The 26,656-nt window shown below is 61.5% G+C and carries 25 protein-coding genes; 20 read left to right on the forward strand and 5 right to left on the reverse strand.

From position 1 onward, the window contains the following. Window positions 1–52 precede the first annotated feature (52 nt). From AB4O16_RS22210 to AB4O16_RS22275, 14 genes are all read left to right on the forward strand, one after another. Window positions 53–1,675, forward strand: a complete 1,623-nt coding sequence (locus tag AB4O16_RS22210) for a methyl-accepting chemotaxis protein (protein ID WP_160389884.1) — start codon at window positions 53–55, stop codon at window positions 1,673–1,675. Further along, complete coding sequence (locus tag AB4O16_RS22215; protein WP_460155821.1) at window positions 1,675–2,211, forward strand: chemotaxis protein CheW; 537 nt, start codon at window positions 1,675–1,677, stop codon at window positions 2,209–2,211. Before AB4O16_RS22210 ends, AB4O16_RS22215 begins: the two co-directional genes overlap by 1 nt. Continuing rightward, window positions 2,208–3,479, forward strand: a complete 1,272-nt coding sequence (locus AB4O16_RS22220; protein WP_460155822.1) for a CheR family methyltransferase — start codon at window positions 2,208–2,210, stop codon at window positions 3,477–3,479. The genes AB4O16_RS22215 and AB4O16_RS22220 overlap by 4 nt, the downstream gene beginning before the upstream one ends. Continuing rightward, window positions 3,476–4,156, forward strand: a complete 681-nt coding sequence (locus AB4O16_RS22225; RefSeq protein ID WP_160389887.1) for a chemotaxis protein CheW — start codon at window positions 3,476–3,478, stop codon at window positions 4,154–4,156. The genes AB4O16_RS22220 and AB4O16_RS22225 overlap by 4 nt, the downstream gene beginning before the upstream one ends. Further along, complete coding sequence (locus tag AB4O16_RS22230; RefSeq protein WP_160389888.1) at window positions 4,153–6,411, forward strand: hybrid sensor histidine kinase/response regulator; 2,259 nt, start codon at window positions 4,153–4,155, stop codon at window positions 6,409–6,411. The genes AB4O16_RS22225 and AB4O16_RS22230 overlap by 4 nt, the downstream gene beginning before the upstream one ends. Beyond that, on the forward strand, window positions 6,408–7,418 hold the full coding sequence (cheB, locus tag AB4O16_RS22235; protein ID WP_160389889.1) for a chemotaxis response regulator protein-glutamate methylesterase: 1,011 nt from the start codon (window positions 6,408–6,410) through the stop codon (window positions 7,416–7,418). Before AB4O16_RS22230 ends, cheB begins: the two co-directional genes overlap by 4 nt. Window positions 7,419–7,466: 48 nt before the next feature. Next, window positions 7,467–8,468 carry a response regulator gene (locus AB4O16_RS22240; RefSeq protein ID WP_160389890.1) on the forward strand — a complete coding sequence of 334 codons (1,002 nt, stop codon included), beginning with the start codon at window positions 7,467–7,469 and terminating at the stop codon, window positions 8,466–8,468. A gap of 260 nt (window positions 8,469–8,728) precedes the next feature. Continuing rightward, window positions 8,729–9,824, forward strand: a protein-coding gene (gene prfB / locus AB4O16_RS22245; RefSeq protein WP_157295629.1) for a peptide chain release factor 2 whose coding sequence is annotated in 2 segments (ribosomal slippage) — window positions 8,729–8,800 and window positions 8,802–9,824 — 1,095 coding nt in all. Because the reading frame shifts where the segments join, the coding sequence is not laid out codon by codon here. A gap of 84 nt (window positions 9,825–9,908) precedes the next feature. Then, complete coding sequence (lysS, locus tag AB4O16_RS22250; protein ID WP_460155823.1) at window positions 9,909–11,411, forward strand: lysine--tRNA ligase; 1,503 nt, start codon at window positions 9,909–9,911, stop codon at window positions 11,409–11,411. A gap of 99 nt (window positions 11,412–11,510) precedes the next feature. Next, on the forward strand, window positions 11,511–12,227 hold the full coding sequence (locus AB4O16_RS22255) for a TetR/AcrR family transcriptional regulator (RefSeq protein WP_204933136.1): 717 nt from the start codon (window positions 11,511–11,513) through the stop codon (window positions 12,225–12,227). Window positions 12,228–12,319: 92 nt separating this feature from the next. Further along, on the forward strand, window positions 12,320–12,874 hold the full coding sequence (locus AB4O16_RS22260) for a hypothetical protein (RefSeq protein WP_460155824.1): 555 nt from the start codon (window positions 12,320–12,322) through the stop codon (window positions 12,872–12,874). A gap of 32 nt (window positions 12,875–12,906) precedes the next feature. Next, on the forward strand, window positions 12,907–14,184 hold the full coding sequence (locus tag AB4O16_RS22265; protein ID WP_160389893.1) for a flavohemoglobin expression-modulating QEGLA motif protein: 1,278 nt from the start codon (window positions 12,907–12,909) through the stop codon (window positions 14,182–14,184). Between the two features lie 147 nt (window positions 14,185–14,331). Further along, window positions 14,332–15,246 carry an alpha/beta hydrolase gene (locus AB4O16_RS22270; RefSeq protein WP_160389894.1) on the forward strand — a complete coding sequence of 305 codons (915 nt, stop codon included), beginning with the start codon at window positions 14,332–14,334 and terminating at the stop codon, window positions 15,244–15,246. Beyond that, the gene (locus AB4O16_RS22275; protein ID WP_223546606.1) at window positions 15,243–15,572 is read left to right on the forward strand and encodes a hypothetical protein; all 330 of its coding nucleotides are present in this window, start codon (window positions 15,243–15,245) and stop codon (window positions 15,570–15,572) included. The genes AB4O16_RS22270 and AB4O16_RS22275 overlap by 4 nt, the downstream gene beginning before the upstream one ends. A 121-nt stretch (window positions 15,573–15,693) precedes the next feature. Here the strand turns inward: AB4O16_RS22275 and AB4O16_RS22280 are convergent, their stop codons facing one another. The 4 genes from AB4O16_RS22280 to AB4O16_RS22295 all read right to left on the reverse strand — a co-directional run bounded on the left by AB4O16_RS22280 (window position 15,694) and on the right by AB4O16_RS22295 (window position 19,179). Next, the gene (locus tag AB4O16_RS22280) at window positions 15,694–17,124 is read right to left on the reverse strand and encodes a metallopeptidase domain-containing protein (protein ID WP_460155825.1); all 1,431 of its coding nucleotides are present in this window, start codon (window positions 17,122–17,124) and stop codon (window positions 15,694–15,696) included. Between the two features lie 139 nt (window positions 17,125–17,263). After that, the gene (locus AB4O16_RS22285) at window positions 17,264–18,058 is read right to left on the reverse strand and encodes an OmpA family protein (RefSeq protein WP_460155826.1); all 795 of its coding nucleotides are present in this window, start codon (window positions 18,056–18,058) and stop codon (window positions 17,264–17,266) included. 46 nt (window positions 18,059–18,104) lie between these two features. Then, on the reverse strand, window positions 18,105–18,518 hold the full coding sequence (locus tag AB4O16_RS22290; RefSeq protein WP_160389896.1) for a DUF4398 domain-containing protein: 414 nt from the start codon (window positions 18,516–18,518) through the stop codon (window positions 18,105–18,107). Window positions 18,519–18,834: 316 nt separating this feature from the next. Continuing rightward, on the reverse strand, window positions 18,835–19,179 hold the full coding sequence (locus AB4O16_RS22295) for a pilin assembly protein (protein WP_150717894.1): 345 nt from the start codon (window positions 19,177–19,179) through the stop codon (window positions 18,835–18,837). 189 nt (window positions 19,180–19,368) lie between these two features. Between AB4O16_RS22295 and ppc the strand changes: the two genes are divergently transcribed. The 6 genes from ppc (at window position 19,369) to AB4O16_RS22325 (ending at window position 25,959) form a co-directional block, all read left to right on the forward strand. After that, complete coding sequence (ppc, locus tag AB4O16_RS22300) at window positions 19,369–21,999, forward strand: phosphoenolpyruvate carboxylase (RefSeq protein ID WP_460155827.1); 2,631 nt, start codon at window positions 19,369–19,371, stop codon at window positions 21,997–21,999. A gap of 288 nt (window positions 22,000–22,287) precedes the next feature. Next, the gene (adk, locus tag AB4O16_RS22305; protein ID WP_160389898.1) at window positions 22,288–22,935 is read left to right on the forward strand and encodes an adenylate kinase; all 648 of its coding nucleotides are present in this window, start codon (window positions 22,288–22,290) and stop codon (window positions 22,933–22,935) included. 93 nt (window positions 22,936–23,028) lie between these two features. Beyond that, window positions 23,029–23,703, forward strand: coding sequence for a tRNA (adenosine(37)-N6)-threonylcarbamoyltransferase complex dimerization subunit type 1 TsaB (gene tsaB / locus AB4O16_RS22310; RefSeq protein ID WP_460155828.1), 675 nt, complete (start codon window positions 23,029–23,031; stop codon window positions 23,701–23,703). 234 nt (window positions 23,704–23,937) lie between these two features. Beyond that, window positions 23,938–24,243, forward strand: coding sequence for a hypothetical protein (locus AB4O16_RS22315; RefSeq protein WP_057716196.1), 306 nt, complete (start codon window positions 23,938–23,940; stop codon window positions 24,241–24,243). Then, entirely contained in the window at window positions 24,243–25,103 is an 861-nt protein-coding gene (locus AB4O16_RS22320; RefSeq protein WP_460155829.1) for a DUF72 domain-containing protein, read from the forward strand. The genes AB4O16_RS22315 and AB4O16_RS22320 overlap by 1 nt, the downstream gene beginning before the upstream one ends. Window positions 25,104–25,137: 34 nt before the next feature. After that, window positions 25,138–25,959 carry an isocitrate lyase/PEP mutase family protein gene (locus AB4O16_RS22325; protein WP_460155830.1) on the forward strand — a complete coding sequence of 274 codons (822 nt, stop codon included), beginning with the start codon at window positions 25,138–25,140 and terminating at the stop codon, window positions 25,957–25,959. Window positions 25,960–25,981: 22 nt separating this feature from the next. On the opposite strand, the gene AB4O16_RS22330 is transcribed toward AB4O16_RS22325, so the two are convergent. Then, window positions 25,982–26,602: an energy transducer TonB gene (locus AB4O16_RS22330; protein ID WP_460155831.1), complete on the reverse strand. Its 621-nt coding sequence runs from the start codon at window positions 26,600–26,602 to the stop codon at window positions 25,982–25,984. Window positions 26,603–26,656 lie beyond the last annotated feature (54 nt).

Below are 26,656 nucleotides of genomic sequence, written 5' to 3' on the forward strand. Positions count from 1 at the left end.
CACCGCCCTCGGCTATACTCCCCGCATTTCGAATCAGGCCCGAGGATTGACTGTGAAGAACTGGACGTTGCGCCAACGCATTTTGGCGAGCTTTGCGGTAATTATCGCCATCATGTTGCTGATGGTGGTCGTCTCGTATTCCCGCCTGTTGAAGATCGAAAGCAGTGAAGCCAGCGTTCGTGAAGATGCGCTGCCAGGCTTGTATTACAGCTCGATGATTCGGGGCGCCTGGTCCGACAGCTACCTGCGCATTCAGGCCATGCTGGGTCTGGAGGCAGGGCAGGGCTTCAGTGCCGAGGATACTGAAAACTTCAAGGCTTACGCCGCGCGGCTGCAAGAGCAGATGGAACTCTACCGAGGGACGATTGCCGACGAAGAGGACCGGGTCCAGTACGCTGAGTTCGAAAAACGCAGCGAGGACTACCACCGTATTCTGGCGGCGGTGATCGAGTTGTATAAACGCAACCAGAACAGCGAAGCCATCAACCTGTACAAGGGCGAACTGACCCCGGCCTGGACGGCGGGCCGCATGAAACTCAATGACATTTTACGTCACAACAAGTCGGTGGCAGACAGGGACATCGCAGCCATCGACGATGCGGTAGTCACCGCCAAAACCATCATGGGCATTTCCCTGCTGGTGGCGGTGCTGGCCGCCGGCCTCTGCGGTCTGCTGCTGATGCGCGCCATCATGGCGCCGATGAACCGCATCGTGAAGATTCTCGAAATCATGCGCACCGGTGACCTCAGCAGCCGTCTGAACCTGGAGCGCAAGGACGAGTTCGGTGCGGTGGAAACCGGCTTCAACGACATGATGACCGAGCTCACTTCCCTGGTATCCCAGGCTCAGCGCTCGTCGGTGCAGGTGACCACGTCGGTGACCGAGATCGCCGCGACGTCCAAGCAGCAGCAAGCCACCGCCACGGAAACCGCCGCCACCACCACCGAAATCGGCGCGACCTCCCGTGAGATCGCCGCCACTTCCCGGGATCTGGTGCGCACCATGACCGAGGTCTCCACCGCCGCCGACCAGGCTTCCGTGGCCGCCGGTTCCGGGCAACAGGGCCTGGCACGCATGGAAGAAACCATGCACTCGGTGATGGGCGCGGCCGACCTGGTCAACGCCAAGCTGGCGATCCTCAACGAGAAGGCCGGCAACATCAATCAGGTGGTGGTGACCATCGTCAAGGTCGCCGACCAGACCAACCTGCTGTCGCTCAACGCTGCCATCGAGGCCGAGAAGGCCGGCGAGTACGGGCGCGGTTTTGCCGTGGTCGCCACCGAAGTGCGGCGCCTGGCGGACCAGACGGCGGTGGCCACCTACGACATCGAGCAAATGGTGCGCGAGATCCAGTCGGCGGTGTCGGCCGGGGTCATGGGCATGGACAAGTTCTCCGAAGAAGTGCGTCGCGGCATGTCCGAGGTGCAGCAGGTCGGCGAGCAGTTGTCGCAGATCATTCATCAGGTCCAGGCGCTGGCGCCACGGGTGCTGATGGTCAACGAAGGCATGCAGGCCCAGGCCACGGGGGCCGAGCAGATCAACCATGCGCTGGTGCAGTTGGGTGATGCCAGCAGCCAGACGGTCGAGTCCCTGCGCCAGGCCAGTTTCGCCATCGATGAGCTGAGCCAGGTGGCCGTCGGGCTGCGCAGCGGCGTTTCGCGATTCAAAGTCTGATGAGCGAAATCACGGCCAAACGCGCTGCCGTGAAGCAGGCGCCGCATGCATTGTTCCTGGTGTTTCGCATCGGCAACGAGCGCTATGCCTTGAAGGCTGTCGAAGTGGCGGAAGTGCTGCCGCGCCTGCCCTTGAAGCCGATTGCCCATGCCCCCGCCTGGGTCGCCGGGGTGTTCGCCTATCGCGGCACCGTGGTGCCGGTGATCGACTTGAGTGCGCTGACGTTTGGAACGCCTGCACAGGCTCGTACCAGCACCCGGCTGGTGCTGGTCAACTATTGCCCGGATGAAACCGGCGAAGCCCGACTGCTCGGGCTGATCCTGGAACAGGCGACCGATACCCTGCGCTGCGATCCGGCGGACTTTCAGCCCTACGGCCTGGACAATCGCCAGAGCCCTTACCTGGGGCCGGTGCGCAAGGATGAGCAGGGTCTGTTGCAATGGGTCCGGGTCCGCGATCTGCTGAACGATCAGGTGCGCGCCTTGTTGTTTCCTTCGCCGCCCATGGACCCGGCGCTGCTGGAGGCGCGGTCATGACCAGTGACCAGCGTTTTTTCGACTTCCTCAAGGAAACCATCGGGCTCGACGTGACCTCGGTGGGACCTGCGATCATCGAGCGAGCGGTGCGCCAGCGCAGCATCGTTGCGCAAGCCGTGTCGGCCGATGAATATTGGCGCACCTTGCAGGGCTCGCGGGACGAGCAGCAGGCATTGATCGAAGCGGTGATCGTTCCGGAAACCTGGTTCTTCCGCTATCCGGAGTCCTTCGCCACCCTGGCGAAACTGGCGAGCAAGCGCCTGAGCGAAATCAACAACCTGCGCGCCCTGCGGACTCTCAGTCTGCCGTGCTCCACGGGAGAAGAACCCTACTCGATCGCCATGGCGTTGCTCGATGCGGGGCTCAAGCCGCACCAGTTCAAGGTCGACGGCATGGACGTCAGCCCGTTGTCGGTGGATAAAGCCAGGCGCGCCTTGTACGGCAAGAATTCCTTTCGGGGCGACGACATTGCGTATCGCGACCGTCACTTCACGGCCGTGGGCGATGGCTATCGCCTGGACCCGCGCGTGCAGGAACAGGTGCGCTTGCAAGTCGCCAATCTGCTGGACCCGGGCTTGCTGGCCGGTGAACCGCCATTCGATTTCGTGTTTTGTCGCAACCTGCTGATCTATTTCGACCAGCCGACCCAGAAGCAGGTTTTCGAGGTGCTCAAGCGCCTGACCCACGTTGACGGGGTGCTGTTTATCGGCCCAGCCGAAGGCAGCCTGCTCGGACGATTGGGGATGCGTTCGATCGGTATCGCGCAGTCTTTCGCCTTCAGTCGACAGGCGACTCCAGACCCTGAGCCCTTGCCGGCATTCGTTCCAGCGCCCTTGCCGGTGCCGCAACCGTTACGCAAGCCAGCGCCTGCGCCGGTGCGCAGCCGTCCCTTCGCCAGTGTGGTGCCGCAGCCTTCTGCGCCGAAAACGCCCGGCAGCGATACGACCGTGCTGCTGGCGAACATCGCCGCGCTGGCCAACGCAGGCAAAAGCGCCGAGGCGCGGGCCGCTTGTGAAAGCTATTTGCGCAGTCATGAACCGGTAGCCCAGGTGTTCTATTGGCTGGGGCTGCTCAGCGATGTCGCCGGCAATGTCCTGGAGGCCCAGGGCTTTTATCGCAAGGCGTTGTACCTCGAACCGCAACATCCCGACGCGTTGATGCACCTGGCCGCACTGCTGCAGGCCCAGGGCGACGCGGCGGGAGCCAGACGATTGCAGGAGCGTGCCGCCCGCAGCGAGCGCGCCGCCGACAGTGAGCGTAAACGATGATCGCCTCCGACACCTTCAGCGTTACCCGGGATGCCCAGGCCATCGACGACTGCTGGAACCGCATCGGTATCCACGGCGACAAGTCCTGCCCCTTGCTGGCCGAACATATCCATTGCCGCAATTGTGCGGTGTACTCGGCGGCCGCCACACGCCTGCTCGACCGCTATGCGTTGCAGCAGGAGGATCGCGGGTCGGTGTCCGTCGCGGTCGAAAGCGAGGTGAAAACCCGCTCGTTGTTGATGTTCCGTCTGGGTGAAGAATGGCTGGGCCTCGCGACCCGCAGTCTGGTCGAGGTGGCGCCGCTGCAAGCGATTCATTCCTTGCCGCATCAACGTTCGCGCGCCTTGCTCGGCGTGGCGAATGTGCGCGGTGCGCTGGTCGCCTGTCTGTCGCTGGTGGAACTGCTCGGGCTCGACGCCACCGGCAATCCGGTATCGGGCGCGCGGGTCATGCCGCGCATGCTGATCATCGCGGCCCACGGCGGGCCGGTGGTAGTGCCGGTGGACGAGGTCGACGGGATTCACGCCATCGACGAGCATATCCTCGACAGCGCATCGCGCTCGGGGGCTCAGGCCAGCGCCAAATACACCCGTGGCGTGTTGCAATTCAAAGGTCGCAGCCTGCGTTGGCTGGATGAAGAACAGCTGCTGTCCGCCGTGACCCGGAGCCTCACATGACCCCCGAGCAAATGCGCGACGCCTCTTTGCTGGAGCTGTTCAGCCTCGAGGCCGAAGCCCAGACCCAGGTCTTGAGCGCCGGCCTGCTGGCGCTAGAGCGCGACCCGACCCAGTCGGACCAGCTTGAATCGTGCATGCGTGCCGCGCACTCGCTCAAGGGCGCGGCGCGGATCGTTGGCGTCGATGCCGGGGTCAGCGTTGCCCATGTGATGGAAGATTGCCTGGTCAGTGCCCAGGAAGGGCGCCTGTTGCTGCGCCCCGGGCACATCGATGCGTTGCTGCAAGGCACCGATTTGCTGATGCGCATCGCCACGCCGGGCAACAGTCCGCAAGCCACGGACATCGAGGCCTACGTGGCGTTGATGGCACACTTGCTGGATCCGACGGCGCCGCTGGCTGCGCCTGCAGCACCGGTGATGGCCGAGTTGCAACTCGAAGCACCCGCGCCCGTGGTCGAACCGCCACCGGAACCCGCCCCGCGCAAGACCAAGCGCACCACCGAAAACGGTGAACGTGTGCTGCGGGTCACCGCCGAGCGCCTGAACAGCCTGCTCGACCTGTCGAGCAAATCCCTGGTGGAAACCCAGCGGCTCAAACCGCACCTGGCGACCATGCAGCGCCTCAAGCGCATGCAGAGCAACAGCCTGCGGGCGCTGGAGAATCTCAACGTGCATCTCAAGGATCACGCCTTGAGCCTGGAGGCCCGGGAAGCCCTTGAGGATGCGCGGCGCTTGCTCGCGCAGTCCCAGCAGTTGCTCATGGAAAAGAACGCCGAGCTCGATGAATTCGCCTGGCAGGCCAGCCAGCGGGCGCAGGTGTTGTACGACACGGCGCTGGCTTGCCGCATGCGGCCGTTTGCCGATGTGCTGACCGGGCAGGTGCGCATGGTCCGGGATCTGGGGCGCGACCTGGGCAAACAGGTGCGCCTGGAAATCGACGGCGAGAAGACTCAGGTCGACCGCGACGTCCTGGAAAAGCTCGAAGCGCCGCTGACGCATCTGTTGCGCAACGCGGTCGACCACGGCATCGAAACCCCGGAGCAGCGCCTGCTGGCGGGCAAGCCGGCGGAAGGTCTGATCCGCCTGCGCGCGTCTCATCAAGCCGGCCTGCTGGTACTCGAGTTGAGCGATGACGGTAACGGCGTCGACCTGGAGAAGGTCCGTCGCAGCATCGTCGAGCGCAGTTTGTCGCCCGCGCAAACCGCCGCGCAGTTGAGCGAAGAAGAGCTGCTGACGTTCCTGTTCCTGCCCGGTTTCAGTCTGCGCGACACGGTCACCGAGGTGTCCGGTCGGGGCGTCGGCCTGGATGCGGTGCAGCACATGGTCCGGCAGTTGCGCGGCGCGGTGGTGCTGGAGCAAACGGCGGGCGAGGGCAGTCGCTTCCACCTCGAAGTGCCGCTGACCCTGTCGGTGGTGCGCAGCCTGGTCGTGGAAGTCGGCGACGAAGCCTATGCCTTCCCGCTGGCGCACATCGAGCGCATGTGTGATCTGGAGCCGGCGGATATCGTCCAGGTCGAAGGTCGCCAGCACTTCTGGCACGAAGGCCGGCATGTCGGTCTGGTGGCGGCCAGCCAGTTGCTGCACCGCCCGGCCAGCCAGGACAGCGGGCAAACCCTGAAGGTCGTGGTGATTCGCGAGCGCGATGCGATCTACGGGGTGGCGGTGGAGCGCTTTATCGGTGAGCGCACGCTGGTGGTGCTGCCGCTGGATGAGCGTCTGGGCAAGGTGCAGGACATCTCCGCCGGGGCCTTGCTCGACGACGGTTCGGTGGTGCTGATCGTCGATGTCGAAGACATGCTGCGGTCGGTGGAAAAACTCCTCAACACCGGGCGCCTGGAGCGCATAGCCCGTCACAGCAATCAGGTGGTCGAGGCGGCCCGCAAACGAATTCTGGTGGTGGACGATTCCCTGACCGTGCGAGAGTTGCAACGCAAGCTGTTGCTCAATCGCGGCTACGACGTGGCGGTTGCGGTAGATGGCATGGACGGCTGGAACGCGCTGCGTTCGGAGGATTTCGATCTGTTGATCACCGACATAGATATGCCACGCATGGACGGCATCGAACTGGTCACGCTGCTGCGTCGCGACAATCGCCTGCAATCGCTGCCGGTGATGGTGGTGTCCTACAAGGATCGTGAAGAGGACCGGCGCCGTGGACTGGATGCCGGGGCCGACTATTATCTAGCCAAGGCCAGTTTTCATGACGACGCCTTGCTCGATGCAGTGGTCGAGCTCATCGGAGGAGCGCGGGCATGAGGATTGCTATCGTCAACGACATGCCCATGGCGGTGGAGGCCCTGCGCCGCGCCCTGGCATTCGAGCCGACGCACGAGGTGGTCTGGGTCGCCGGCAATGGCGCCGAAGCGGTCCGCCATTGTGCGCAGGACACGCCGGACCTGATCCTGATGGACCTGATCATGCCGGTGATGGATGGCGTCGAAGCCACGCGGCGGATCATGGCCGAGACGCCGTGTGCCATCGTCATCGTCACCGTGGATCGCCAGCAGAACGTGCACCGGGTGTTCGAGGCCATGGGTCACGGTGCGCTGGACGTGGTCGACACCCCGACCGTCGGCGCCGGCAACGCCCAGGAAGCGGCTGCGCCGTTGTTGCGCAAGATCATGAACATCGGCTGGCTGATCGGCGACAAGGGCAACCGCCTGCGCTCGGCGCCGGCACCATTGCGCCATTCGGGTTCACGCCAGAGCCTGATCGCCATTGGCTCATCGGCCGGCGGGCCGGCGGCGCTGGAAGTCTTGCTCAAGGGACTGCCGCGTGATTTCTCGCCGGCCATCGTGCTGGTGCAGCACGTTGACCAGGTGTTTGCCGCCGGCATGGCCGAATGGCTCGGCAGCGCCAGCGGTCTCAGGGTGCGCCTGGCCCAGGAAGGCGAGACGCCGCAAGGCGGCACGGTGTTGCTGGCCGGCACCAACCACCATATTCGCTTGCTGAAAAACGGCACGCTGGCCTACACCGCCGAACCGGTCAACGAGATCTACCGGCCCTCCATCGATGTGTTCTTCGAGAGCGTGGCCAGTCACTGGAACGGTGATGCCGTGGGGGTTTTGCTCACCGGCATGGGGCGTGATGGCGCCCAGGGGCTTAAACTCATGCGCCAACAGGGTTACCTGACCATCGCACAAGACCAGGGCAGCAGTGCGGTGTACGGCATGCCGAAGGCGGCAGCGGCCATCGACGCTGCCGTGGAGATTCGCCCGCTGGACAAGATAGCGCCACGATTGCTGGAGATTTTCGCTAAATGAGCACCTTTTCCCGCAATCCTGGCCCAGGCAGTACTCAGGTGACCGCACATGAATGAATTACAGCTGGACGACTTCAAGACCGACGAAAACGCCGCCATGGTGTTGCTGGTGGACGACCAGGCCATGATCGGCGAAGCCGTGCGCCGGGGTCTGGCGAACGAAGAGAATATCGACTTCCACTTCTGCGCCGACCCGCACCAGGCCATCGCCCACGCGGTGCGCATCAAGCCGACGGTGATCCTGCAGGATCTGGTCATGCCCGGCCTCGACGGCCTGAGCCTGGTGCGCGAGTACCGCAATCACCCGGCGACCAAGGACATCCCGATCATCGTCCTGTCGACCAAGGAAGACCCGCTGATCAAGAGCGCGGCCTTCGCGGCCGGGGCCAACGATTACCTGGTCAAGCTGCCGGACAACATCGAACTGGTCGCGCGCATCCGCTATCACTCGCGCTCCTACATGACCCTGCTGCAGCGGGACGCGGCCTATCGCGCATTGCGGGTCAGCCAGCAGCAACTGCTCGACACCAACCTGGTGTTGCAACGCCTGATGAACTCCGATGGCCTGACCGGCCTGTCGAACCGCCGGCACTTTGATGAATACATGGAGCTGGAGTGGCGCCGTTCGGTGCGTGAACAAAGCCAGTTGTCGTTGCTGATGATCGACGTGGACTATTTCAAGGCCTACAACGACAGCTTCGGCCACCTGGAGGGCGACGAAGCCCTGCGCAAGGTCGCCGCGGCGATCAAGGACGCCAGCGCCCGACCTTCGGACCTGCCGGCCCGCTACGGCGGCGAAGAATTCGCCCTGGTGCTGCCCAACACCTCACCGGGCGGCGCGCGGCTGGTGGCGGAAAAGCTGCGCCAGACCGTGGCAGCGCTGAAGATCCCGCACAATTCGCCAAGCGAAGGGTCGAGCCTGACCATCAGCATCGGCCTGTCGACCATCACCCCGAAAGCCGGCAGTAATTGCCGAGAGCTGATCTCGGCGGCGGACAAGGGGCTGTATTCGGCGAAGAACAATGGGCGTAATCAGGTGGGGGTGGAGTGATCTGCAATTTCTACCGGGCGACATAGTACCTGTGGGAGCGGGCTTGCCCGCGATGAGGGCCTGACGGTCGAAACTTTCTTCGGCTGACATACCGTCATCGCGGGCAAGTCGGATCGCCGCACCGCCGGCTCCCACAGGGTTCTGCGTCGTTGCAGGGATCGCCGCTAAACCTGCCTTTTCAGCCAAGCGGACTGCCGTTGCCGGCCGTTTCCCGGTATACTCGCCGGCTTTCAAAAGTTCGCCAACGAGTGCTGCCCGTCATGGAAATCAACCCGATCCTGAACACCATCAAGGACCTGTCCGAGCGCTCCGAAACTATTCGGGGGTATCTTTGACTACGATCAAAAGCATGAGCGTCTGACCGAAGTCAATCGCGAGCTTGAAGATCCGAGTGTCTGGAACAAACCTGAATACGCCCAGGAGCTGGGCCGCGAGCGCTCTGCGCTGGCGCAGATCGTCGAAACCCTCGACGAGCTGAACACCGGTCTGGCCGATTGCCGCGACCTGCTGGACATGGCCGTCGAAGAAAACGACGAAGGCGCAGTGGGCGATGTCGTCGCCGAGCTGGCCCGTCTCGAGGAAAATCTGGCCAAGCTGGAATTCCGCCGCATGTTCAGCCACGAAATGGACCCGAACAACGCCTACCTGGACATCCAGGCCGGTTCCGGCGGCACCGAAGCCCAGGACTGGGCCAACATCCTGCTGCGCATGTACCTGCGCTGGGCCGACAAGCGCGGCTTCGACGCGACCATCATGGAACTGTCCGCCGGTGAAGTCGCCGGGATCAAGGGCGCGACCGTGCACATCAAGGGCGAATACGCCTTTGGCTGGTTGCGCACCGAGATCGGCGTGCACCGCCTGGTGCGCAAGAGCCCGTTCGACTCCGGCAACCGTCGCCACACCTCGTTCTCTGCAGTTTTCGTCTCGCCAGAGATCGATGACAAGGTGGAAATCGAAATCAACCCGGCAGACCTGCGGATCGACACCTATCGTTCCTCCGGTGCCGGTGGTCAGCACGTAAACACCACCGACTCGGCCGTACGTATCACCCACGTACCGACCAACACCGTGGTCAGCTGCCAGAACGAACGTTCCCAGCACGCCAACAAGGACACCGCCATGAAAATGCTGCGGGCCAAGTTGTACGAGCAGGAAATGCAGAAGCGCAACGCGGCGTCCCAGGCGCTGGAAGACACCAAGTCCGATATCGGCTGGGGTCACCAGATCCGTTCGTACGTGCTCGATGCCTCGCGGATCAAGGATCTGCGCACCAACATCGAACGCAGCGACTGCGACAAGGTGCTCGATGGCGACATCGACGAATACCTGGAAGCCAGCCTGAAGTCCGGGCTGTAATACCGCGATCCCCTGTAGGAGCCGGCTTGCCGGCGATCCCCGGCCGCAGGCCGGGGACAACAACCAGATGGAATATTTAAAGACATGAGCGACCAAGAACTCGATCCGCAAGCCCTGCAACAGGAAGAAAACTCCCTGATCGCCCTGCGCAAGGAAAAGCTTGCTGCCGAGCGCGCCAAGGGCAATGCCTTCCCGAATGACTTCCGCCGCGAAAACTACTGCGAGCAACTGCAGAAACAGTACGCGGACAAGACCAAGGAAGAGCTGGCAGAGGCTGCGATCCCGGTCAAGGTTGCCGGTCGTATCATGCTCAACCGTGGCTCGTTCATGGTGATCCAGGACATGACCGGTCGCATCCAGGTCTACGTCAACCGCAAGACCCTGTCCGAAGAAACCCTGGCCGCGGTGAAAACCTGGGACATGGGCGACATCATTGCCGCCGAAGGCACCCTGGCCCGTTCCGGCAAGGGCGACCTGTACGTTGAAATGACCAACGTGCGCCTGCTGACCAAATCCCTGCGCCCGCTGCCGGACAAGCACCACGGCCTGACCGACACCGAACAGCGCTACCGCCAGCGCTACGTTGACCTGATCGTCAACGAAGACGTGCGCCAGACGTTCCGCGTGCGTTCGCAAGTCATCGCCCACATCCGCAGCTTCCTGATGCAGCGTGACTTCCTGGAAGTGGAAACGCCGATGCTGCAGACCATTCCTGGCGGCGCGGCAGCCAAGCCGTTCGAGACTCACCACAACGCGCTGGACATGGGCATGTTCCTGCGTATCGCGCCGGAGCTGTACCTCAAGCGCCTGGTTGTTGGTGGCTTCGAGAAAGTGTTCGAGATCAACCGCAACTTCCGAAACGAAGGCGTTTCGACTCGTCACAACCCTGAATTCACCATGTTGGAGTTCTACCAGGCCTACGCCGACTACGAAGACAACATGGACCTGACCGAAGAACTGTTCCGCGAACTGGCTCAGCTGGTCCTGGGCAGCACCGACGTGCCGTACGGCGACAAGGTGTTCCACTTCGGCGAGCCGTTCGTGCGTCTGTCGGTGTTCGACTCGATCCTCAAGTACAACCCCGAGTTGACCGCTGACGACCTGAACGACATCGACAAGGCCCGTGCCATCGCCAAGAAAGCCGGCGCCAAGGTGCTGGGCTTCGAAGGCCTGGGCAAATTGCAGGTGATGATTTTCGAAGAACTGGTCGAGCACAAGCTGGAGCAGCCGCACTTCATTACCCAGTACCCGTTCGAAGTGTCGCCGCTGGCCCGTCGCAACGACGAGAACCCGAACGTCACCGACCGTTTCGAGCTGTTCATCGGTGGTCGTGAAATCGCCAACGCCTACTCCGAGTTGAACGACGCGGAAGACCAGGCCGAGCGTTTCATGGCCCAGGTGGCCGACAAGGACGCCGGCGACGACGAAGCCATGCACTACGACGCCGACTTCGTGCGTGCGCTGGAGTACGGCATGCCGCCAACGGCGGGTGAAGGCATCGGTATCGACCGCCTGGTGATGCTGCTGACCAATTCACCGTCGATCCGCGACGTGATCCTGTTCCCGCACATGCGGCCGCAAGCGTAAGTGTTTCAATTAAAAAACCGCCTTTTCAGGCGGTTTTTTATTGCCTGTCTGGTACAAACGTATCAACTTGTTACTTTCATCTGAGAGGAAATACCTGTCGTGATTCGTGCAATGGCTCAAGAAGGTGCAGCGGGTGTCGCCACTGCGGTCGCTGAAAGTGTTCAGTACCAGGGCCGCAAGGCCAGCCGACAGGGCAGCGAGCAGCGTCGACAGGACATTCTCGACGCCGCCATGCGCATTGTCGTGCGCGATGGCGTGCGCGCCGTACGGCACCGTGCGGTGGCCGCCGAGGCGCAAGTGCCGTTGTCGGCGACCACTTACTATTTCAAGGATATCGATGACCTGCTCACCGATACCTTCGCCCAATACGTGGAACGCAGTGCGGCGTACATGGGCAAGCTGTGGGTGAACAACGAAGGCCTGCTGCGCGACATGATCGCCAGTGGCGATGGCAGCCCGCAGGCGCGTTCGAAACTGGCGGACGACATTGCCCGGCTGATGACCGATTACGTTCACCGGCAACTGGTCAATCGCCGTGAACATTTGATGGCTGAGCAGGCGTTTCGCCAGGAAGCATTGCTCAACCCGCGCCTGGCCGAGCTGGTGCGCTCGCATCAGCAGATCCTGTTGCAGGGCTCTTGCCAGCTGTTCCAGGTGCTGGGCTCGCGCGAGCCGCATCAGGATGCCAAGGTGTTGACGGCGATTATCGGCCGGATGGAATATCAGGGGCTGCTCAACGTAGACGAGCCGGCCGCCGAAGAGGAAATGCTCGGCATCCTGACGCGCTATATGCACCTGGTGCTGGCGTCGGTGTAAGCCGGGCTGGTGCTTCACCCTGTGGGAGCAAGCTCGCTCCCACAGGGGAAGGTATCCACTTCAGGGCGACGTATGTTCATAGGGAGTATTGAATGAAAGCCTGGCGTGTCGTTGTGATCGCCTTGTCGTTCCTGCTGCTCAGTGGCTGTCTGGTGACCTTCAAGGAACCGCTGCCTGCAAGCCAGGCCGCGCCCAAAGGATTGCTCGGCAAGTGGACCAGCACCAATGCCTGGGGCGAGGCGCTCAACCTCGAGCTGACCCGCATCGGTGACAACCGCTATCAGGCCGTCAGCTATTACCGGGCCAGGCCCAGGGAACGGGAGGCCTATCCCTTCACGGTGACGCGCCATGGCAACCGCTGGTACCTGTCGGCGAAGGTGCCGGCGCAATTCGGCGGGCATTTCACCCTTGGCGGGTTTGAACTGACCGACAAACATGAGCTTGTGGTGTACAACCTCGACCTCGAACAAATCAATCAAGCCATCAAGCAGAAAGCCCTGAGTGGCGAAAGCTTCCAGACCAATGACGGCGACGGCGTATTGATCGACAGCAACGTGGATCAGGTTGCCGCCTACCTCGACGACCCGGCCAATTCCGATGTGTTCGTCGAAGCGGTCCGCTATCAGCGTCAGGCCAAAGCCAAATAACCGGCAACAACGGGTTTCTACAGGAGTTTCGCGTGGACGATTACCAACAGTCGATACGCATTTTGTCCGATCGCATCGTGCTGGCACAGACGCCGATCCGCGTACTCGATGCGGTCAAATGGGACGACAATATTCGCAAGGGCTTCCTCAAGGCCAAGGGCAAGGAAATGCCGGCGGTGGACCGCGACTATTACCTCAACCGGCCGTTGGCATTCGATTCCAGCAAAGTGAAGCTGGAGTTCCAGAACATCGAGCGCGACATCACCCGCCAGCTCGGCCAGTTCAACCCGGTCGGCCAGATCATGCGGCGAATGTGCAAGGAATACCGCATGGTGATCCGCATGCTCGAAGCGCGTGGCACCGAGGATTTCGGCCTGATTTCCCAGGAGTTGTACGGCGCCGCGTCCGACGCGTTCCACGCTGGCGACCCGACCCTGTCTGACCTGGGCATGATGTTGTCCGAATACCTGAACAACATCGACGGCCGTGGCGATCTGAAAGATGAACCGAAGACGCTGACGGCCAAGGATGCGGTCGACATGTTGCAGCATCGCTTGAACAAGGTGTTTGGCGAAGCCGAGGAGACCATTCGGGTGTTCGAGTCCGACGGCATCGTCGCCGACGCGGCGGCCGGCGCCGACTACATCAAGATCCGCTCCGACGCGATGTTCAACAACCGCGACGTGCGCGCCCTGGAAGTCCACGAAGGGCTAGTGCACGTCGGCACCACGCTCAACGGCCTGAACCAGCCGATCTGCACCTTCCTGGCCAAGGGGCCGCCCTCGTCGACGGTGACCCAGGAAGGCCTGGCGATCCTGATGGAAATCATCACCTTCGCCTCGTACCCGAGCCGCCTGCGCAAACTCACCAACCGCACCCGCGCCATTCACATGGTGGAGGAGGGCGCGGACTTCCTGCAGGTGTTCGAGTTCTTCCGCGAGCAGGGTTTCGAAATGCCCGAGAGCTACAGCAACGCCAGTCGCGTGTTCCGCGGCTCGGTGCCGACAGGTCTGCCATTTACCAAAGACTTGTCCTACCTCAAGGGCTTCATCATGATTTACAACTACATTCAACTGGCCGTGCGCAAAGGCAAGCTGGAGCAGATACCGCTGTTGTTCTGCGGCAAGACCACCCTGGAAGACATGCGCACCTTGCGCCAGCTGGTGGATGAAGGCCTGGTGGTGCCGCCCAAGTACCTGCCGGAACAGTTCCGCGACATGAACGCGTTGTCGGCGTGGATGTGCTTCTCCAACTTCCTCAACCACCTGAGCCTGGACCGGATCGAGGCGGATTACTCCAACATTTTGTAAGCCCGATGAGGTCACCTGTGGGAGCGAGCCTGCTCGCGAAAGCGGTGTGTCAGATAATAGAAGTGTTGAATGTCAGACCGCATTCGCGAGCAGGCTCGCTCCCACATTTGCTCCGTGTTTCAACTCCACACTGCGAGGTTTCAACGGATGAGAATCCTCGGCATCGTCTGCCTTCTCCTGGCCTTGAACGGTTGCAGTTCGCTGCTGTTCTACCCCGAACCCGGCCAGATGTTCACCCCGGACAAGGCCGGGCTCGAATACCGCACCGTCACCCTGATCACTGCCGACGGCCTCAAGCTGAACGCCTGGTGGCTGCCGGCGAAGCAGGGCGTCGAGGTCAAGGGCACGGTGCTGCACCTGCACGGCAACGGCGGCAACCTGCCCATGCACCTCGGCGGCAGCTTTTGGTTGCCGGAAAATGGTTACCAGGTGTTGCTTGTTGATTATCGCGGTTATGGCCTGTCCGAAGGCGAACCCAGCCTGCCGGCAATCTATCAGGACATCGATGCGGCGTTCGCCTGGCTGGACAAGGCGCCAGAGGTTCAAGGCAAGCCGCTGATCCTGCTCGGCCAGAGCCTCGGTGGCTCGATGGCCGTGCATTACCTGGCCCGGCACCCGCAACGACAGAAACAACTCAAGGCCATCGTGCTCGATGGCGTACCCGCCAGTTACCGCAGCGTCGGTCAGTATGCGTTGAGCCATTCATGGGTGTTCTGGACGTTCCAGGTGCCGCTGTCATGGCTGGTGCCGGATGGCGACAGCGCGATCAACTCCATGGCGCAGCTCAAGGACGTACCGAAACTGCTCTACCACAGCATCGACGATCCGATCGTGCCTCTTTCCAACGGCATCCGACTGTATCAAGCTGCGCCGCCGCCGCGGGTGCTGCAACTGACCCGTGGCGGTCATGTGCAGACGTTCGCCGACCCGGTCTGGCGCACAGTCATGCTGCGCTATCTGGATGACCCGCAGCATTTCAACGGCCTGCGCCGCTTGGGTGAAATCCCCAATTACCCGGCACCCCCGAATTCTGAAGATGAACCACCAGAGAGTCCGCAATGAGTGAAGAACGTAACGCCATCCCGCTGATCATCACCGGTATCTGCAGCATCCTCGGCACCGTCGGTGCCCTGTGGTGGTACGGCTACCTGCACTTCGCCAAACCGGAGGACGCGTTGCTGCTCAACGAATTCACCATGCTCAAGACCGTGCCGGGCGAAGACTACAAGGTCTCCCTGGAACCGGCCGCGCAAGTGGCGCAGTGCATCGATGGCGTGCTGGTGCTGTTCGACATGGAACAGAAAGGCCTGACGGGCGTACTGGTCGACAGCAAGAAAAAAGCCGTGCGTTGCATGGGGCAGGAAACGCCGCAGAAGCTGGAGCCATAAGGTCTCTAGTTGATAAGGCCTATCTGATTAGAGATAGGCCTTCCGATTTACCGGGCGTCAGGGTATTGAAATAACATACAGGCACTGAACTCCTGATTTCCGGGCATTGTATTCGTTTCGCTCAACGATCGATAACATGGAAACTACGGCCCTCACTCCACTTGCTGGGCAGGCCCTGCAGTGATTCGCCTGCTTGAATCCATCTTGTGCCCCTTCTCAGCTCTTTATTTGAGCGAACCGACCAATGTCCCAGAGCATCCACCATGGTGGTGGCAAGCACATCACCGGGATTGCCGTTGGAAATTACAGTAACTGTAGCTCCAGGTAATAAAGATCTACCGGAAAATATCGGGAATGGACCGGTAACTGCGCCCTGTAGTGGGGAACTTATGAGGGGAGTCTCACAGGCAGGTAATGTTTCTCCGTCGACAGACACCGCGATCGAGGCCCCAGTCGTTTCGGTGGAGCAAACTCTTACTTTTATTTTGGCATCGTCATCCACCAATGTTCTGACTGGTTGTAATGTCGGATCGGACGTAGTCGCCGTTTCCGGTGTGCCATCAAGTTGGGCATTGACCATGTAGCTGCTGTAGTAAACAAGAGTGCTGTATCTTGCCCATACACCTGTGACTCTGTTGTCCTCAGGTGGAAAGTTGTCGAAGGTCGTCGGTTTACGATACTCCAGTGATAAATAATTTCTTGTTCTTGCACCGTTGCCCGGACGTTCGATGAGATACAACTGAGGGTTGCCGCTGCCGAGAACGCCGAGACGATAGAGACCTGTTGTTTTGATCGTTGTAGCCTGCACTTCATCAAGCCAGCCGGAATACCAACGATTGAAGGCTGGATAGAGTGTTCCACCTCCTGAAACCGAATCCCCCGTGTCACCGTACCCGACTGTTGTACATCCTTCCGGAGCGCTGACAGTCTCGCCGTCTTTCGGGCATTTGATGTATGTGCTGCCGTGGGCGTAACCCAGGCTGTGGCCAAACTCGTGCTTGTAAACGTGTGGGCTGAGAGATTGGCCGTAAACACCGATTATCCGACCCGGCTGTAGCGCTGATCCAGCCCCTCCACAATCAATCAGGTTAATCAGGAAATCGAACTTGGCAGGGTCAAGCCCGTTTGCTCTTGCCGCCTTATCACCTTCCGAGGTCGCGAGGGACATTGGCATTGGCGTACCGCTTTTGCAAATCTCCGGTCGAGGGCCGGAGGTGTAGGTGATCACTTGACCATTGAGTGTCAACTTTCCCTGCGAGGCGGCCAGAATGTAAGAGCGCAACGAATCGGGATCGTCGGAAAGTGTATGTTTCTCGATCAAGGGATCGTTCAGGCTGTCTCCATCTTGCCAGTGCACCACACTGACCAGAACCGTTTTGACGCCTGTCACAGGTCGCTGGTTGATGCCTTCGTTGGGTAAGGGTAGTTCGTTAGGTATGGCGTCGCTCTCGCCATACTCAAAGTCCTTGAAAGGGGGAGAGTTTGAAGGTGTTTCAGATAGCATGCACCCCGCCAGAGTTATTGACAGGAAAAACAGCATGGCCCGACGCATAGTATTTGCTCCTTTGCACTTAGAAGGGTGCGTGGAGCCAAACTAAGCTGTGTATTAAATCTTGACTACTGTCATAAGTGACAGTGCCAGCAAGCCCTGCCTGAGCAAGCCGGGCAGGGCCGTTGTTTATCACCTGCAATTACTGTGTGGCACTAATCGCCGAACGCGGCATCACCGGTTGATTGTCATTGGAAATAGTCACCTCCACCCGACGGTTCATCGCCCGGCCCGAGGTGCTGGTGTTGTCCGCCACCGGATATTCCTTGCCGTACCCCTGCGCCACGATTCGCGCGGGATCGACGCCCATCTTCACCAGCGCCGTACGCACCGATTGTGCGCGCCGTTCCGACAGCGACTGGTTGTGCGACGCCGTACCGGTGCTGTCGGTATAACCCTCGACAATCACTTTGCGGTCGGGGTTTTCCTGGAGGTACTGCGCCAGTTTGTTGATGTTCATCATGCCGTTGGAGTTCAGCTCGGCCTTGTCCGTGGCGAACAGCACATCGCCAAAGGTCACCAGCGTCCCGCGCTCGGTCTGTTTGGCATTGAGGCTGTTCTGCAGCTGTTTGATCTGCTGGTCTCGAGCCTCCAGACGCGCCTGGGCCCGTTGTGCGGAGGCGTTTTTCAGATTGGCTTCAGCGGTGCGCAGGGCGATGGTTTGCTTGGCCACTTCGACGCGCTGGTTAGTCAGATAGGCGAGCTGGTCGACTTTGGCCGCATCCTCCTTGTCCAGGTAGGCCTTGTCGGCCTTGTCCAGATAGTCGCTGGCTTCCTTGGTTTCCAGGGCTGCGACTTTGCTCGCTTGCGGGTTGGCCTGCAGGCCGGCGTAGTTGCTGCGGGCCTGTTCCAGGCTGGGGTTCGGAGGGGTAGAGCAAGCCGCCAGTGCAACGCTGGCAGCCAGCAGGGCAGGGATCATTAATTGTCGGGAATTCATGATGTCGTCCTTTGAGTCGATTGAAGAAGTACGTCTGGCCGCGCCGTTACTGAACGGTGCGCTGGCTTTCCTGACGCAGTTCCTGAACGCCTTGCTGCGAATCCTTCTGTGTCTGTTCGGCTTTCATCGCCTGGGCCTTGCGTTCGGCCACGCGCGCATCCCACTCGGCCTGCTCGGCGAGCATCCGGGCCTGGTCGTACTTTTTGTCGTGCATGGCGATTTCGGCTTGTTTGAGTTTGTCCTGCGCGGTTTTCATTTCCACGGCGGCGAACTCGGTGCCGCCCGCACTGACGGCGTCGTTGACGGCTGATTGGGTGACCGCGTACTGCTCGGTCGGCGGGTTGCCGGCGCAACCGGCCAGGAGCAGGCTGCTGCCAAGGGCCAGCGCCGCCAGCTTGAGGCCGCGCGATGGGGGAAACGAGAATGTATCGGTTCGGGATTTCATGGTCTTCAACTCCATTGGGCTGACTCCTGAAAAGCTTTTCATTCCATCCTGGGCAGGGCGCTGAAACCATCAATTGCGGGGTGTTTTGAAACGCTCGTCCCAGGTGTGGTTACTTGGGTTGACCCGAGGCTTTTTTTGAAAGTTCAGAGAAATTAGCCGGCTATCGAAAAAACCTTGATCGAGTCGACAGGGCTCTAAAGCGCAAAGTTGTGGGAGCGAGCCTGCTCGCGATGGGCTTCACTACGCCGCGTTTATTCAGACGCCACGCGGTTTTGTTAACGACCATCGCGAGCAGGCTCGCTCCCACACTGGAGGGGGGACGGGCAAGGAGTCAGTGTTTCTGTTTGTCCTCAGGCATCGATAAATCGTGCAGATGCCGGCGGGACAGTGCCAGAAAACGCGGGGTTGGCCCGACGTCTTCGTACAGCGGATCACCTTCTTCGTCAGTGGCGACCACGGTCGAGCCCTTGACGTACGGGAAGCTTCTTTCCAGTTCCTCCAGGGCGGCGCCGATCAGATCGCCGAGCAGTTCTTCGGGATGCCGTTTGGGGTACATCTCGACGATCGCGGCCAGCCGGGCGGCGGACTCCATATCCAGATGAATCGAGTAGCCGGTATCGGTCAGGCGACCCTTGGCGTTTTCTTCCCAGTGGTGGGCAAGCTCGCGGATTTTCATATAGACCTCATTGCGCTCCCGCTCGTGGCAGGCAGGGTGAGTGTGGCGACAGCCATTGTGCGGCTTATCTTCAGACTAGCTTCAACAGGCAAGGTTTACAGGCCCTTCGTCGTCTTGCTTGTAAGAACCCGTCTGGGGCGGCACTCTCTAGGTTCGTAGCCGCCCGGATTTTTTGCTGGAGACCTGCTGATGACCGATATTGATGCACGCTTGCGCGAGGATGTTCACCTGTTGGGTGAGCTGTTGGGCAATACCATTCGTGAGCAATATGGCGATGATTTTCTCGACAAGATCGAGCAGATCCGCAAGGGCGCCAAGGCTGACCGGCGCGGCTCCATGGACGCCGAACTCAGCGCCAGCCTCAATCAGTTATCCGAAGATGAATTGCTGCCGGTGGCGCGGGCGTTCAACCAGTTTCTCAACCTGGCCAACATCGCTGAGCAATACCAGTTGATTCACCGCCGTGAGGAATCCCGGGAGGCGCCTTTCGAAGCCCGGGTGCTGCCGGAGTTGCTCGCCCGCCTGCGCGCCGAGGGGCATGGCGCCGAGGCGCTGGCCCGGCAACTGGGCCGGCTGGAGATCGAGCTGGTACTGACCGCGCACCCGACCGAAGTGGCACGCCGCACACTGATCCAGAAGTACGACGCCATCGCCGCGCAACTGGCGGCGCAGGACCACCGTGACCTGACCGCTGCCGAACGTGGGCAGATCAAGACCACCTTGCAGCGCCTGATCGCCGAAGCCTGGCACACCGAAGAAATCCGCCGCACGCGTCCGACGCCGGTGGACGAGGCCAAGTGGGGTTTCGCGGTGATCGAGCATTCGCTGTGGCAGGCCATTCCCAATTACCTGCGCAAGGCCGACCAGGCCCTGCACGACGCCACCGGCCTGCGCCTGCCACTGGAGGCGGCACCGATTCGCTTCGCCTCGTGGATGGGCGGCGACCGCGACGGCAACCCGAACGTGACGGCGGCGGTAACCCGGGAAGTTTTACTGTTGGCGCGCTGGATGGCGGCCGATCTGTACCTGCGCGATGTCGATCACCTGGCCGCTGAACTGTCGATGCAGCAGGCCAGCGATGAATTGAAAGCGAGGGCGGGCGAGAGCGCCGAGCCTTACCGGGCCGTGCTCAAACAGCTGCGTGAACGTCTGCGGGCAACACGCAACTGGGCACACGCCGCCTTGTCGACGTCGACCCCGGCACCGGTCGATGTGCTGCAGAACAACCGTGAACTGCTCGATCCGCTGGAGCTTTGCTATCGCTCCCTGCACGAGTGCGGCATGGGTGTGATCGCCGACGGGCCGTTGCTCGATTGCCTGCGTCGGGCGGTGACCTTCGGCCTGTTCCTGGTTCGCCTGGATGTGCGCCAGGACTCGTCGCGGCACTCGGCTGCAATGACTGAAATCACCGACTACCTGGGCCTGGGTCGTTACGAAGACTGGAGCGAGGAGGAGCGCATCGCCTTCCTGATGCGTGAATTGAGCAATCGTCGTCCCTTGTTGCCGGCGTACTTCAAGCCATCCGCCGACACCGCCGAAGTGCTGGCAACCTGTCGGGAAGTCGCCGCTGCACCGGGGGCATCCCTCGGTTCCTATGTGATTTCCATGGCCGGCGCGGCTTCCGATGTACTCGCCGTGCAATTGCTGCTCAAGGAGTCCGGGGTGTTGCGGCCGATGCGCGTGGTGCCGCTGTTCGAAACCCTGGCCGACCTCGACAACGCGGGGCCGGTGATCGAGAAACTGCTGCTGTTGCCGGGTTATCGCGCGCGCCTGCAAGGGCCGCAGGAAGTGATGATCGGCTACTCCGACTCGGCCAAGGACGCCGGCACCACCGCGGCGGCCTGGGCGCAGTACCGGGCGCAGGAGCGACTGGTGGACATTTGCCGTGAACAGCAAGTGGAGCTGCTGTTGTTCCACGGTCGCGGTGGCACCGTGGGACGTGGCGGCGGCCCGGCCCACGCGGCGATCCTGTCGCAGCCACCGGGTTCGGTGGCGGGGCGTTTCCGCACCACCGAACAGGGCGAAATGATTCGCTTCAAGTTCGGCCTGCCGGACATCGCCGAGCAGAACCTCAATCTGTACCTGGCTGCCGTGCTGGAGGCGACCTTGTTGCCTCCGCCGCCGCCTACCCCCGAGTGGCGCCATTTGATGGACGAGCTGGCCGCAGACGGTGTCAGCGCCTACCGCGCCGTGGTGCGGGAAAACCCGCAGTTCGTGGAGTACTTCCGCCAATCGACGCCGGAACAGGAACTGGGGCGTTTGCCGCTGGGCAGTCGTCCGGCCAAGCGTCGGGCCGGGGGGATCGAAAGCCTGCGGGCGATTCCGTGGATCTTCGGCTGGACCCAGACGCGCCTGATGCTGCCCGCCTGGCTGGGTTGGGAAGCCGCCCTGAGCAAGGCACTGGAGCGCGGCGAAGGCGAGTTGCTGGGGCAAATGCGTGAGCAGTGGCCGTTCTTCCGCACCCGCATCGACATGCTGGAAATGGTCCTGGCCAAGGCCGACGCCGACATCGCGCAGTCTTACGACGAGCGTCTGGTCGAGCCGAATCTGCTGCCATTGGGTGCGCACTTACGCGACCTATTGTCGCAGGCGTGCACCATCGTTCTCGGCCTGACCGGTCAGTCGCAGCTGCTGGCACATAGCCCTGCGACCCTTGAGTTCATCCGCTTGCGCAACACCTACCTCGACCCGCTTCATCTATTGCAGGCCGAGTTGCTGGCCCGTTCACGAGTGCAGGACGTGGCGCAGGGCAGCCCGGTAGAACAGGCCTTGCTGGTGTCTGTGGCGGGGATTGCCGCCGGTTTGCGTAACACCGGCTAAGGTTTTTGCCGTGGCCTCAGGCATCCGGCAAGTGAGCCGGATGCCGCCGCAGGACGGCTTGAAAAGTGCTGTCATGCGACAGTTAATGATGGGGTTGCGACTTGGGAAACTGCGCGCAACGGTCGCAAGAAGCAGCGGTTTCTCCGACTTTCGGCGTCTTGTGTGGGCGCAGCCTGCTGTGTATCTTGATCAGCCTTTGGCCGTTTGGGCGGTCACGACCCTATTTTTGAGATTGGCCCCACGAGGCGAATCTGACGTTATCCATATAAAAAATTGAGGAGCACATCGATGCGCGTCATTCTGCTGGGAGCTCCCGGGGCCGGTAAAGGTACTCAGGCTAAGTTCATCACCGAAAAATTCGGCATTCCACAAATCTCCACCGGTGACATGCTGCGTGCAGCGGTCAAGGCCGGCACCGAGCTGGGCATCAAGGCCAAGAGCATCATGGATGCCGGCGGCCTGGTATCCGATGACCTGATCATCGCACTGGTCAAGGACCGCATCGCCCAGTCCGACTGCGCCAACGGTTTCCTGTTCGACGGCTTCCCGCGCACCATTCCCCAGGCTGAAGCCCTGGTGACTGCCGGCGTCGAGCTGGACGCGGTCGTTGAAATCGCCGTCGAAGACGAAGAAATCGTCCAGCGTATCGCCGGTCGCCGTGTTCACGAGGCCAGCGGCCGCGTGTACCACATCGTCTACAACCCGCCGAAAGTGGCTGGCGTAGACGACGTCACCGGTGAAGAGCTGGTACAGCGCAAGGACGACACCGAAGAAACCGTGCGTCATCGCCTGTCGGTCTACCACTCCCAGACCAAGCCGCTGGTGGACTTCTACCAGAAGCTGTCGGCTGCCAACGGCAAGCCGAAGTACAGCCATATCGAAGGCGTCGGTTCGGTTGAAGCGATCACCGCCAAGGTGCTTGCAGCCCTGAGCTGAAAAGTCTGACCTGCTGCATCATCCACGGCCCGCTTGCGGGCCGTAGTTGTTTATACTGACGCACTTTTTCCGATCACTCTTGTGGATACATCGATGAGCACCTTGCTGGCCCTGGACACCGCGACTGAAGCTTGCTCCGTTGCCTTGCTGCATGACGGCAAGGTCACGAGCCATTACGAGGTGATCCCGCGCCTGCATGCGCAGAAGCTGTTGCCGATGATCCAGCAATTGCTGGCCGATGCCGGCACCACCCTGCAAGCGATCGATGCCATCGCGTTTGGCCGTGGCCCGGGTGCCTTCACCGGCGTGCGCATCGCCATCGGCGTGGTGCAAGGCCTGGCGTTTGCCCTGGATCGCCCGGTGCTGCCGGTGTCGAACCTGGCGGTGCTGGCGCAACGTGCATTGCGTGAACACGGCGCCACGCAGGTCGCCGCGGCCATCGATGCGCGCATGGATGAAGTGTATTGGGGTTGCTACCGCGAAACGGCCGGGGAGATGCGTCTGGTCGGCGCCGAAGCGGTACTGCCGCCGGAGTCCGCCGCACTGCCGGTCGATGCCGACGGCGAGTGGTTCGGCGCGGGCACCGGTTGGGGTTATGGCGAACGTATCGCCGTCAGCCTGAGCGGGCAGGCCGCGGGCATGTTGCCCCATGCCCAAGACCTGCTGACCCTGGCGCGGTTTGCCTGGGAGCGCGGCGAGGCGATCGTGGCGGACGAGGCGCAGCCGGTTTACCTGCGCGATAAAGTGGCGACGCCTAAAGCTCGATAATTTGCTGGACCGGGCTGGTCCAATCGCGAGCAGGCTCGCTCCCACAGGGATTTGCGCTGAACCTTGTGGGAGCGGGCTTGCCCGCGATGGCGATCTATCGGGCGCAGCCGATCATCAGTTTCTAACCCCAGCTTTTAAACCTTTTGCCTTTTATGTGTTCTAGTTATCACTCGGCGGTTTGCGAAGTGGGTTTTGCGCCACTAAACTGCCATCACTGATTCCGAGCATGCACCTATGCGTATAGACGGCGTTTCCTCTCAGTCCTATCCCATCAAGCGCAAACCTCGCAAAGGCCGCGTGGTAGAAGACGACGCCATCGATATCGAAGGCGAACTGGAGTTCCCGACTGAAGAGCAACTGGCTGCCCGTGCCGCCAAAGCCTCTGCGCAAAAACTGAGCAACCTTCCCGCCCGCCAGCAAGACATGATTTACCACCGTGCCATGAGCAAAAGCGTGGCCACGGCCCTGGCCAGCTACCTGAGCACCGCCGGTTTTGTCGATTGGGAAGCGGATGTGCTGGGCCTCGACCTGTACATCTGATGGCGCTGCCGTATTACCTCGGTTGTCCGTCCTGGAGCGAAAACGCCTGGCGCGACTACCTGTACCCGCCGCACGCCAAAACCGCCGATTTTCTTGATCTCTATTGCCAGGTATTCAACGCCGTAGAAGGCAACACGACCTTCTACGCGAGCCCGGCTGCCAGCACCGTAGAACGCTGGGCTGAAACCATGCCCGCGCACTTTCGCTTCACCGCCAAGTTTCCCCGCGAGATCAGCCACGGTGGCGATCTGCGCGAGCAGCTGACCGCCGCCGAGACCTTCCTGCAGTTACTCAACCCTCTCGGTGAACGGGTGTCGCCGCTGTGGTTGCAGCTGTCGAAAAGCTTCACGCCCCAACGCTTGCCCGAACTGGCGGGCTTTATCGATGCCTTGCAGCGGCCGCTGGCCGTGGAAGTGCGCCATGACGATTTTTTCGCCAAGGGCGACAGCGAGCGCATGCTCAACCGTCTGCTGCTGGATCGCGGTGTCGAGCGCATCTGTCTCGACCCCCGAGCGCTGTTCAGTTGCACATCGACCGAACCTTCGGTGCTCCACGCCCAGTCGAAGAAACCCCGCGTCCCGCCACGCCCGGCGGCCTTCACGCAGTTCCCGCAGGTGCGTTTCATCGGCCATCCGACGCTCGAGGCCAACGATCCGTTCCTGGAGCCGTGGGTTGAAAAAATCGCGGCATGGATCGAAGAGGGCCGCACCCCCTATATCTTCCTGCACACGGCCGACAATCTGCTGGCGGCGAAGCTGGCGCAGCGTTTTCACGCCAGGCTGATGTTGCGTTTGCCTGGCTTGCCGGCGCTGCCTGAGCTATACAGAGAACCCGTCGCCGAGCAACTTGGCCTGCTCTGAGGCGGATTTCTTCCCCTCTTCAGGAGCCTGCCCAATGGATGCGCAAACCCTTCGAGCCCAGGCATTCAAAGCCCTTCACGAACGCCCCGGGGCTTTTGTAATTCCCAATCCTTGGGATGCCGGTTCGGCGAAAATGCTGGCCAGCCTCGGCTTCGAGGCGCTGGCGACCACCAGCGCCGGTTATGCCTTTTCCCAGGGCCGTGCCGATGGCGGATTGACCCTCGACGACACCCTGATGAACGTTCAGGCGATTGTCGCCGCCACCGACTTGCCGGTTGCCGTCGACCTGGAAAACGGCTTTGCCGACAACCCGGCCGATTGCGCCAAAAGTATTTTGCGCGCAGCAGAGGCCGGCGCCGTGGGTGGTTCGATCGAAGATACCACCGGCCGTGAAGACGGCCCGATCTACTGCTTCGAACACGCCGTCGCGCGGATCGAGGCTGCTGTGGCTGCCGCTCGCAGCTTGCCGTTCCCCTTCACCTTGACCGCCCGGGCGGAAAACTTCCTGCACGGCAATCCCGATCTGGCCGACACCATCCGCCGCTTGCAGGCATTCGCCGAGGCCGGTGCCGATGTGCTCTATGCGCCGGGCCTGCGCAGTGCCGAGGAGGTGCTGGCGGTGGTGCGCGCCGTGGCGCCGAAGCCGGTGAATGTGTTGATGTCGGGCGGCTTGAAGCTGACGGTCGCGGAGTTGGCTGAAATGGGCGTCAAGCGCATCAGCGTCGGTTCGGCGCTGGCACTGGCGGCGTATGGCGAGTTCATGCGTGCCGCTGAAGAAATCCAGGCGTCGGGCACGTTCGGCTTCACGTCCCGGTCGATGCCGTACCAGAAGGCCAATCAGTTTTTCAAAGGCTGAGGGAAGAGGGCGCGACTGAGGATCAGGCGGCGATGCGCAGGTTCTGCAGGATGATCGGGCGCGCCCAGCCATTGTCGAAATCGAATTGTTTCTGCTGCTCCGCCAGTTCTTCCGGGGAGAATGGCGGGAACGGCTTGTCGAGCAGATCGAGTTCGAATTCGGCTATGGGCAGGTGCAGCGGACGCGGTTGCGCGGCAGGGCCAGCGTTCGGCAGCGGCTGACCGGCGTTGAGCACGATCGGGCGTACCCAACCGCTTTCGAAGTCCTGTTGTTTTTGCTGGGCGACGATTTCATCCGCCGGGAACGGTGGGAATGGCTTGTCGGCCAGGTCCGTTTCGAATTCGGCAATCGGCAGGAACAGTGGCTCGGGCGGGCGGACCACGTTGTCCTGCACATCGCATTCGCGCTGGGACACGATGTGCGCCAGCAGGTCGCTGCCAACGGTAGGCTCAACCGGGCTTTCGAGGTCGACCGGTGGGAAATTCAACGATTGCGGCAGTACTTCACCCGACTGTTCGGCCAGCGCTCGGGCAAAGAAATCCTGCCAGATGTGGCTGACGCCGCTCAGTGCCTGGGTGTTTCGCAGGTTGTAGTCGCCGTAGGGCGAGATAAAACCTGTGATTGTGGGTTGAATGTCTGACATTTCTCTCGGTCGACGCTCAGCTCTGGCAAAATGCTCGATAGTTTTGTTATCGGC

It is taken from the genome of Pseudomonas sp. S2_H10 (assembly GCF_054668285.1).

Excerpts from the sequence above, each read along its gene's own strand:
- AB4O16_RS22220 (WP_460155822.1), top strand. The coding sequence starts at position 2,208 with ATGACCAGTGACCAGCGTTTTTTCGACTTCCTCAAGGAAACCATCGGG.
- AB4O16_RS22230 (WP_160389888.1), top strand. The coding sequence starts at position 4,153 with ATGACCCCCGAGCAAATGCGCGACGCCTCTTTGCTGGAGCTGTTCAGC.
- ppc (WP_460155827.1), top strand. The coding sequence starts at position 19,369 with ATGACCGATATTGATGCACGCTTGCGCGAGGATGTTCACCTGTTGGGT.
- AB4O16_RS22325 (WP_460155830.1), top strand. The coding sequence starts at position 25,138 with ATGGATGCGCAAACCCTTCGAGCCCAGGCATTCAAAGCCCTTCACGAA.
- AB4O16_RS22215 (WP_460155821.1), top strand. The coding sequence starts at position 1,675 with ATGAGCGAAATCACGGCCAAACGCGCTGCCGTGAAGCAGGCGCCGCAT.
- AB4O16_RS22225 (WP_160389887.1), top strand. The coding sequence starts at position 3,476 with ATGATCGCCTCCGACACCTTCAGCGTTACCCGGGATGCCCAGGCCATC.
- AB4O16_RS22280 (WP_460155825.1), bottom strand. The coding sequence starts at position 17,124 with ATGCGTCGGGCCATGCTGTTTTTCCTGTCAATAACTCTGGCGGGGTGC.
- AB4O16_RS22290 (WP_160389896.1), bottom strand. The coding sequence starts at position 18,518 with ATGGAGTTGAAGACCATGAAATCCCGAACCGATACATTCTCGTTTCCC.
- AB4O16_RS22240 (WP_160389890.1), top strand. The coding sequence starts at position 7,467 with ATGAATGAATTACAGCTGGACGACTTCAAGACCGACGAAAACGCCGCC.
- AB4O16_RS22285 (WP_460155826.1), bottom strand. The coding sequence starts at position 18,058 with ATGAATTCCCGACAATTAATGATCCCTGCCCTGCTGGCTGCCAGCGTT.
- AB4O16_RS22330 (WP_460155831.1), bottom strand. The coding sequence starts at position 26,602 with ATGTCAGACATTCAACCCACAATCACAGGTTTTATCTCGCCCTACGGC.
- AB4O16_RS22270 (WP_160389894.1), top strand. The coding sequence starts at position 14,332 with ATGAGAATCCTCGGCATCGTCTGCCTTCTCCTGGCCTTGAACGGTTGC.
- tsaB (WP_460155828.1), top strand. The coding sequence starts at position 23,029 with ATGAGCACCTTGCTGGCCCTGGACACCGCGACTGAAGCTTGCTCCGTT.
- AB4O16_RS22275 (WP_223546606.1), top strand. The coding sequence starts at position 15,243 with ATGAGTGAAGAACGTAACGCCATCCCGCTGATCATCACCGGTATCTGC.
- AB4O16_RS22315 (WP_057716196.1), top strand. The coding sequence starts at position 23,938 with ATGCGTATAGACGGCGTTTCCTCTCAGTCCTATCCCATCAAGCGCAAA.
- adk (WP_160389898.1), top strand. The coding sequence starts at position 22,288 with ATGCGCGTCATTCTGCTGGGAGCTCCCGGGGCCGGTAAAGGTACTCAG.
- AB4O16_RS22260 (WP_460155824.1), top strand. The coding sequence starts at position 12,320 with ATGAAAGCCTGGCGTGTCGTTGTGATCGCCTTGTCGTTCCTGCTGCTC.
- lysS (WP_460155823.1), top strand. The coding sequence starts at position 9,909 with ATGAGCGACCAAGAACTCGATCCGCAAGCCCTGCAACAGGAAGAAAAC.
- AB4O16_RS22320 (WP_460155829.1), top strand. The coding sequence starts at position 24,243 with ATGGCGCTGCCGTATTACCTCGGTTGTCCGTCCTGGAGCGAAAACGCC.
- cheB (WP_160389889.1), top strand. The coding sequence starts at position 6,408 with ATGAGGATTGCTATCGTCAACGACATGCCCATGGCGGTGGAGGCCCTG.
- AB4O16_RS22295 (WP_150717894.1), bottom strand. The coding sequence starts at position 19,179 with ATGAAAATCCGCGAGCTTGCCCACCACTGGGAAGAAAACGCCAAGGGT.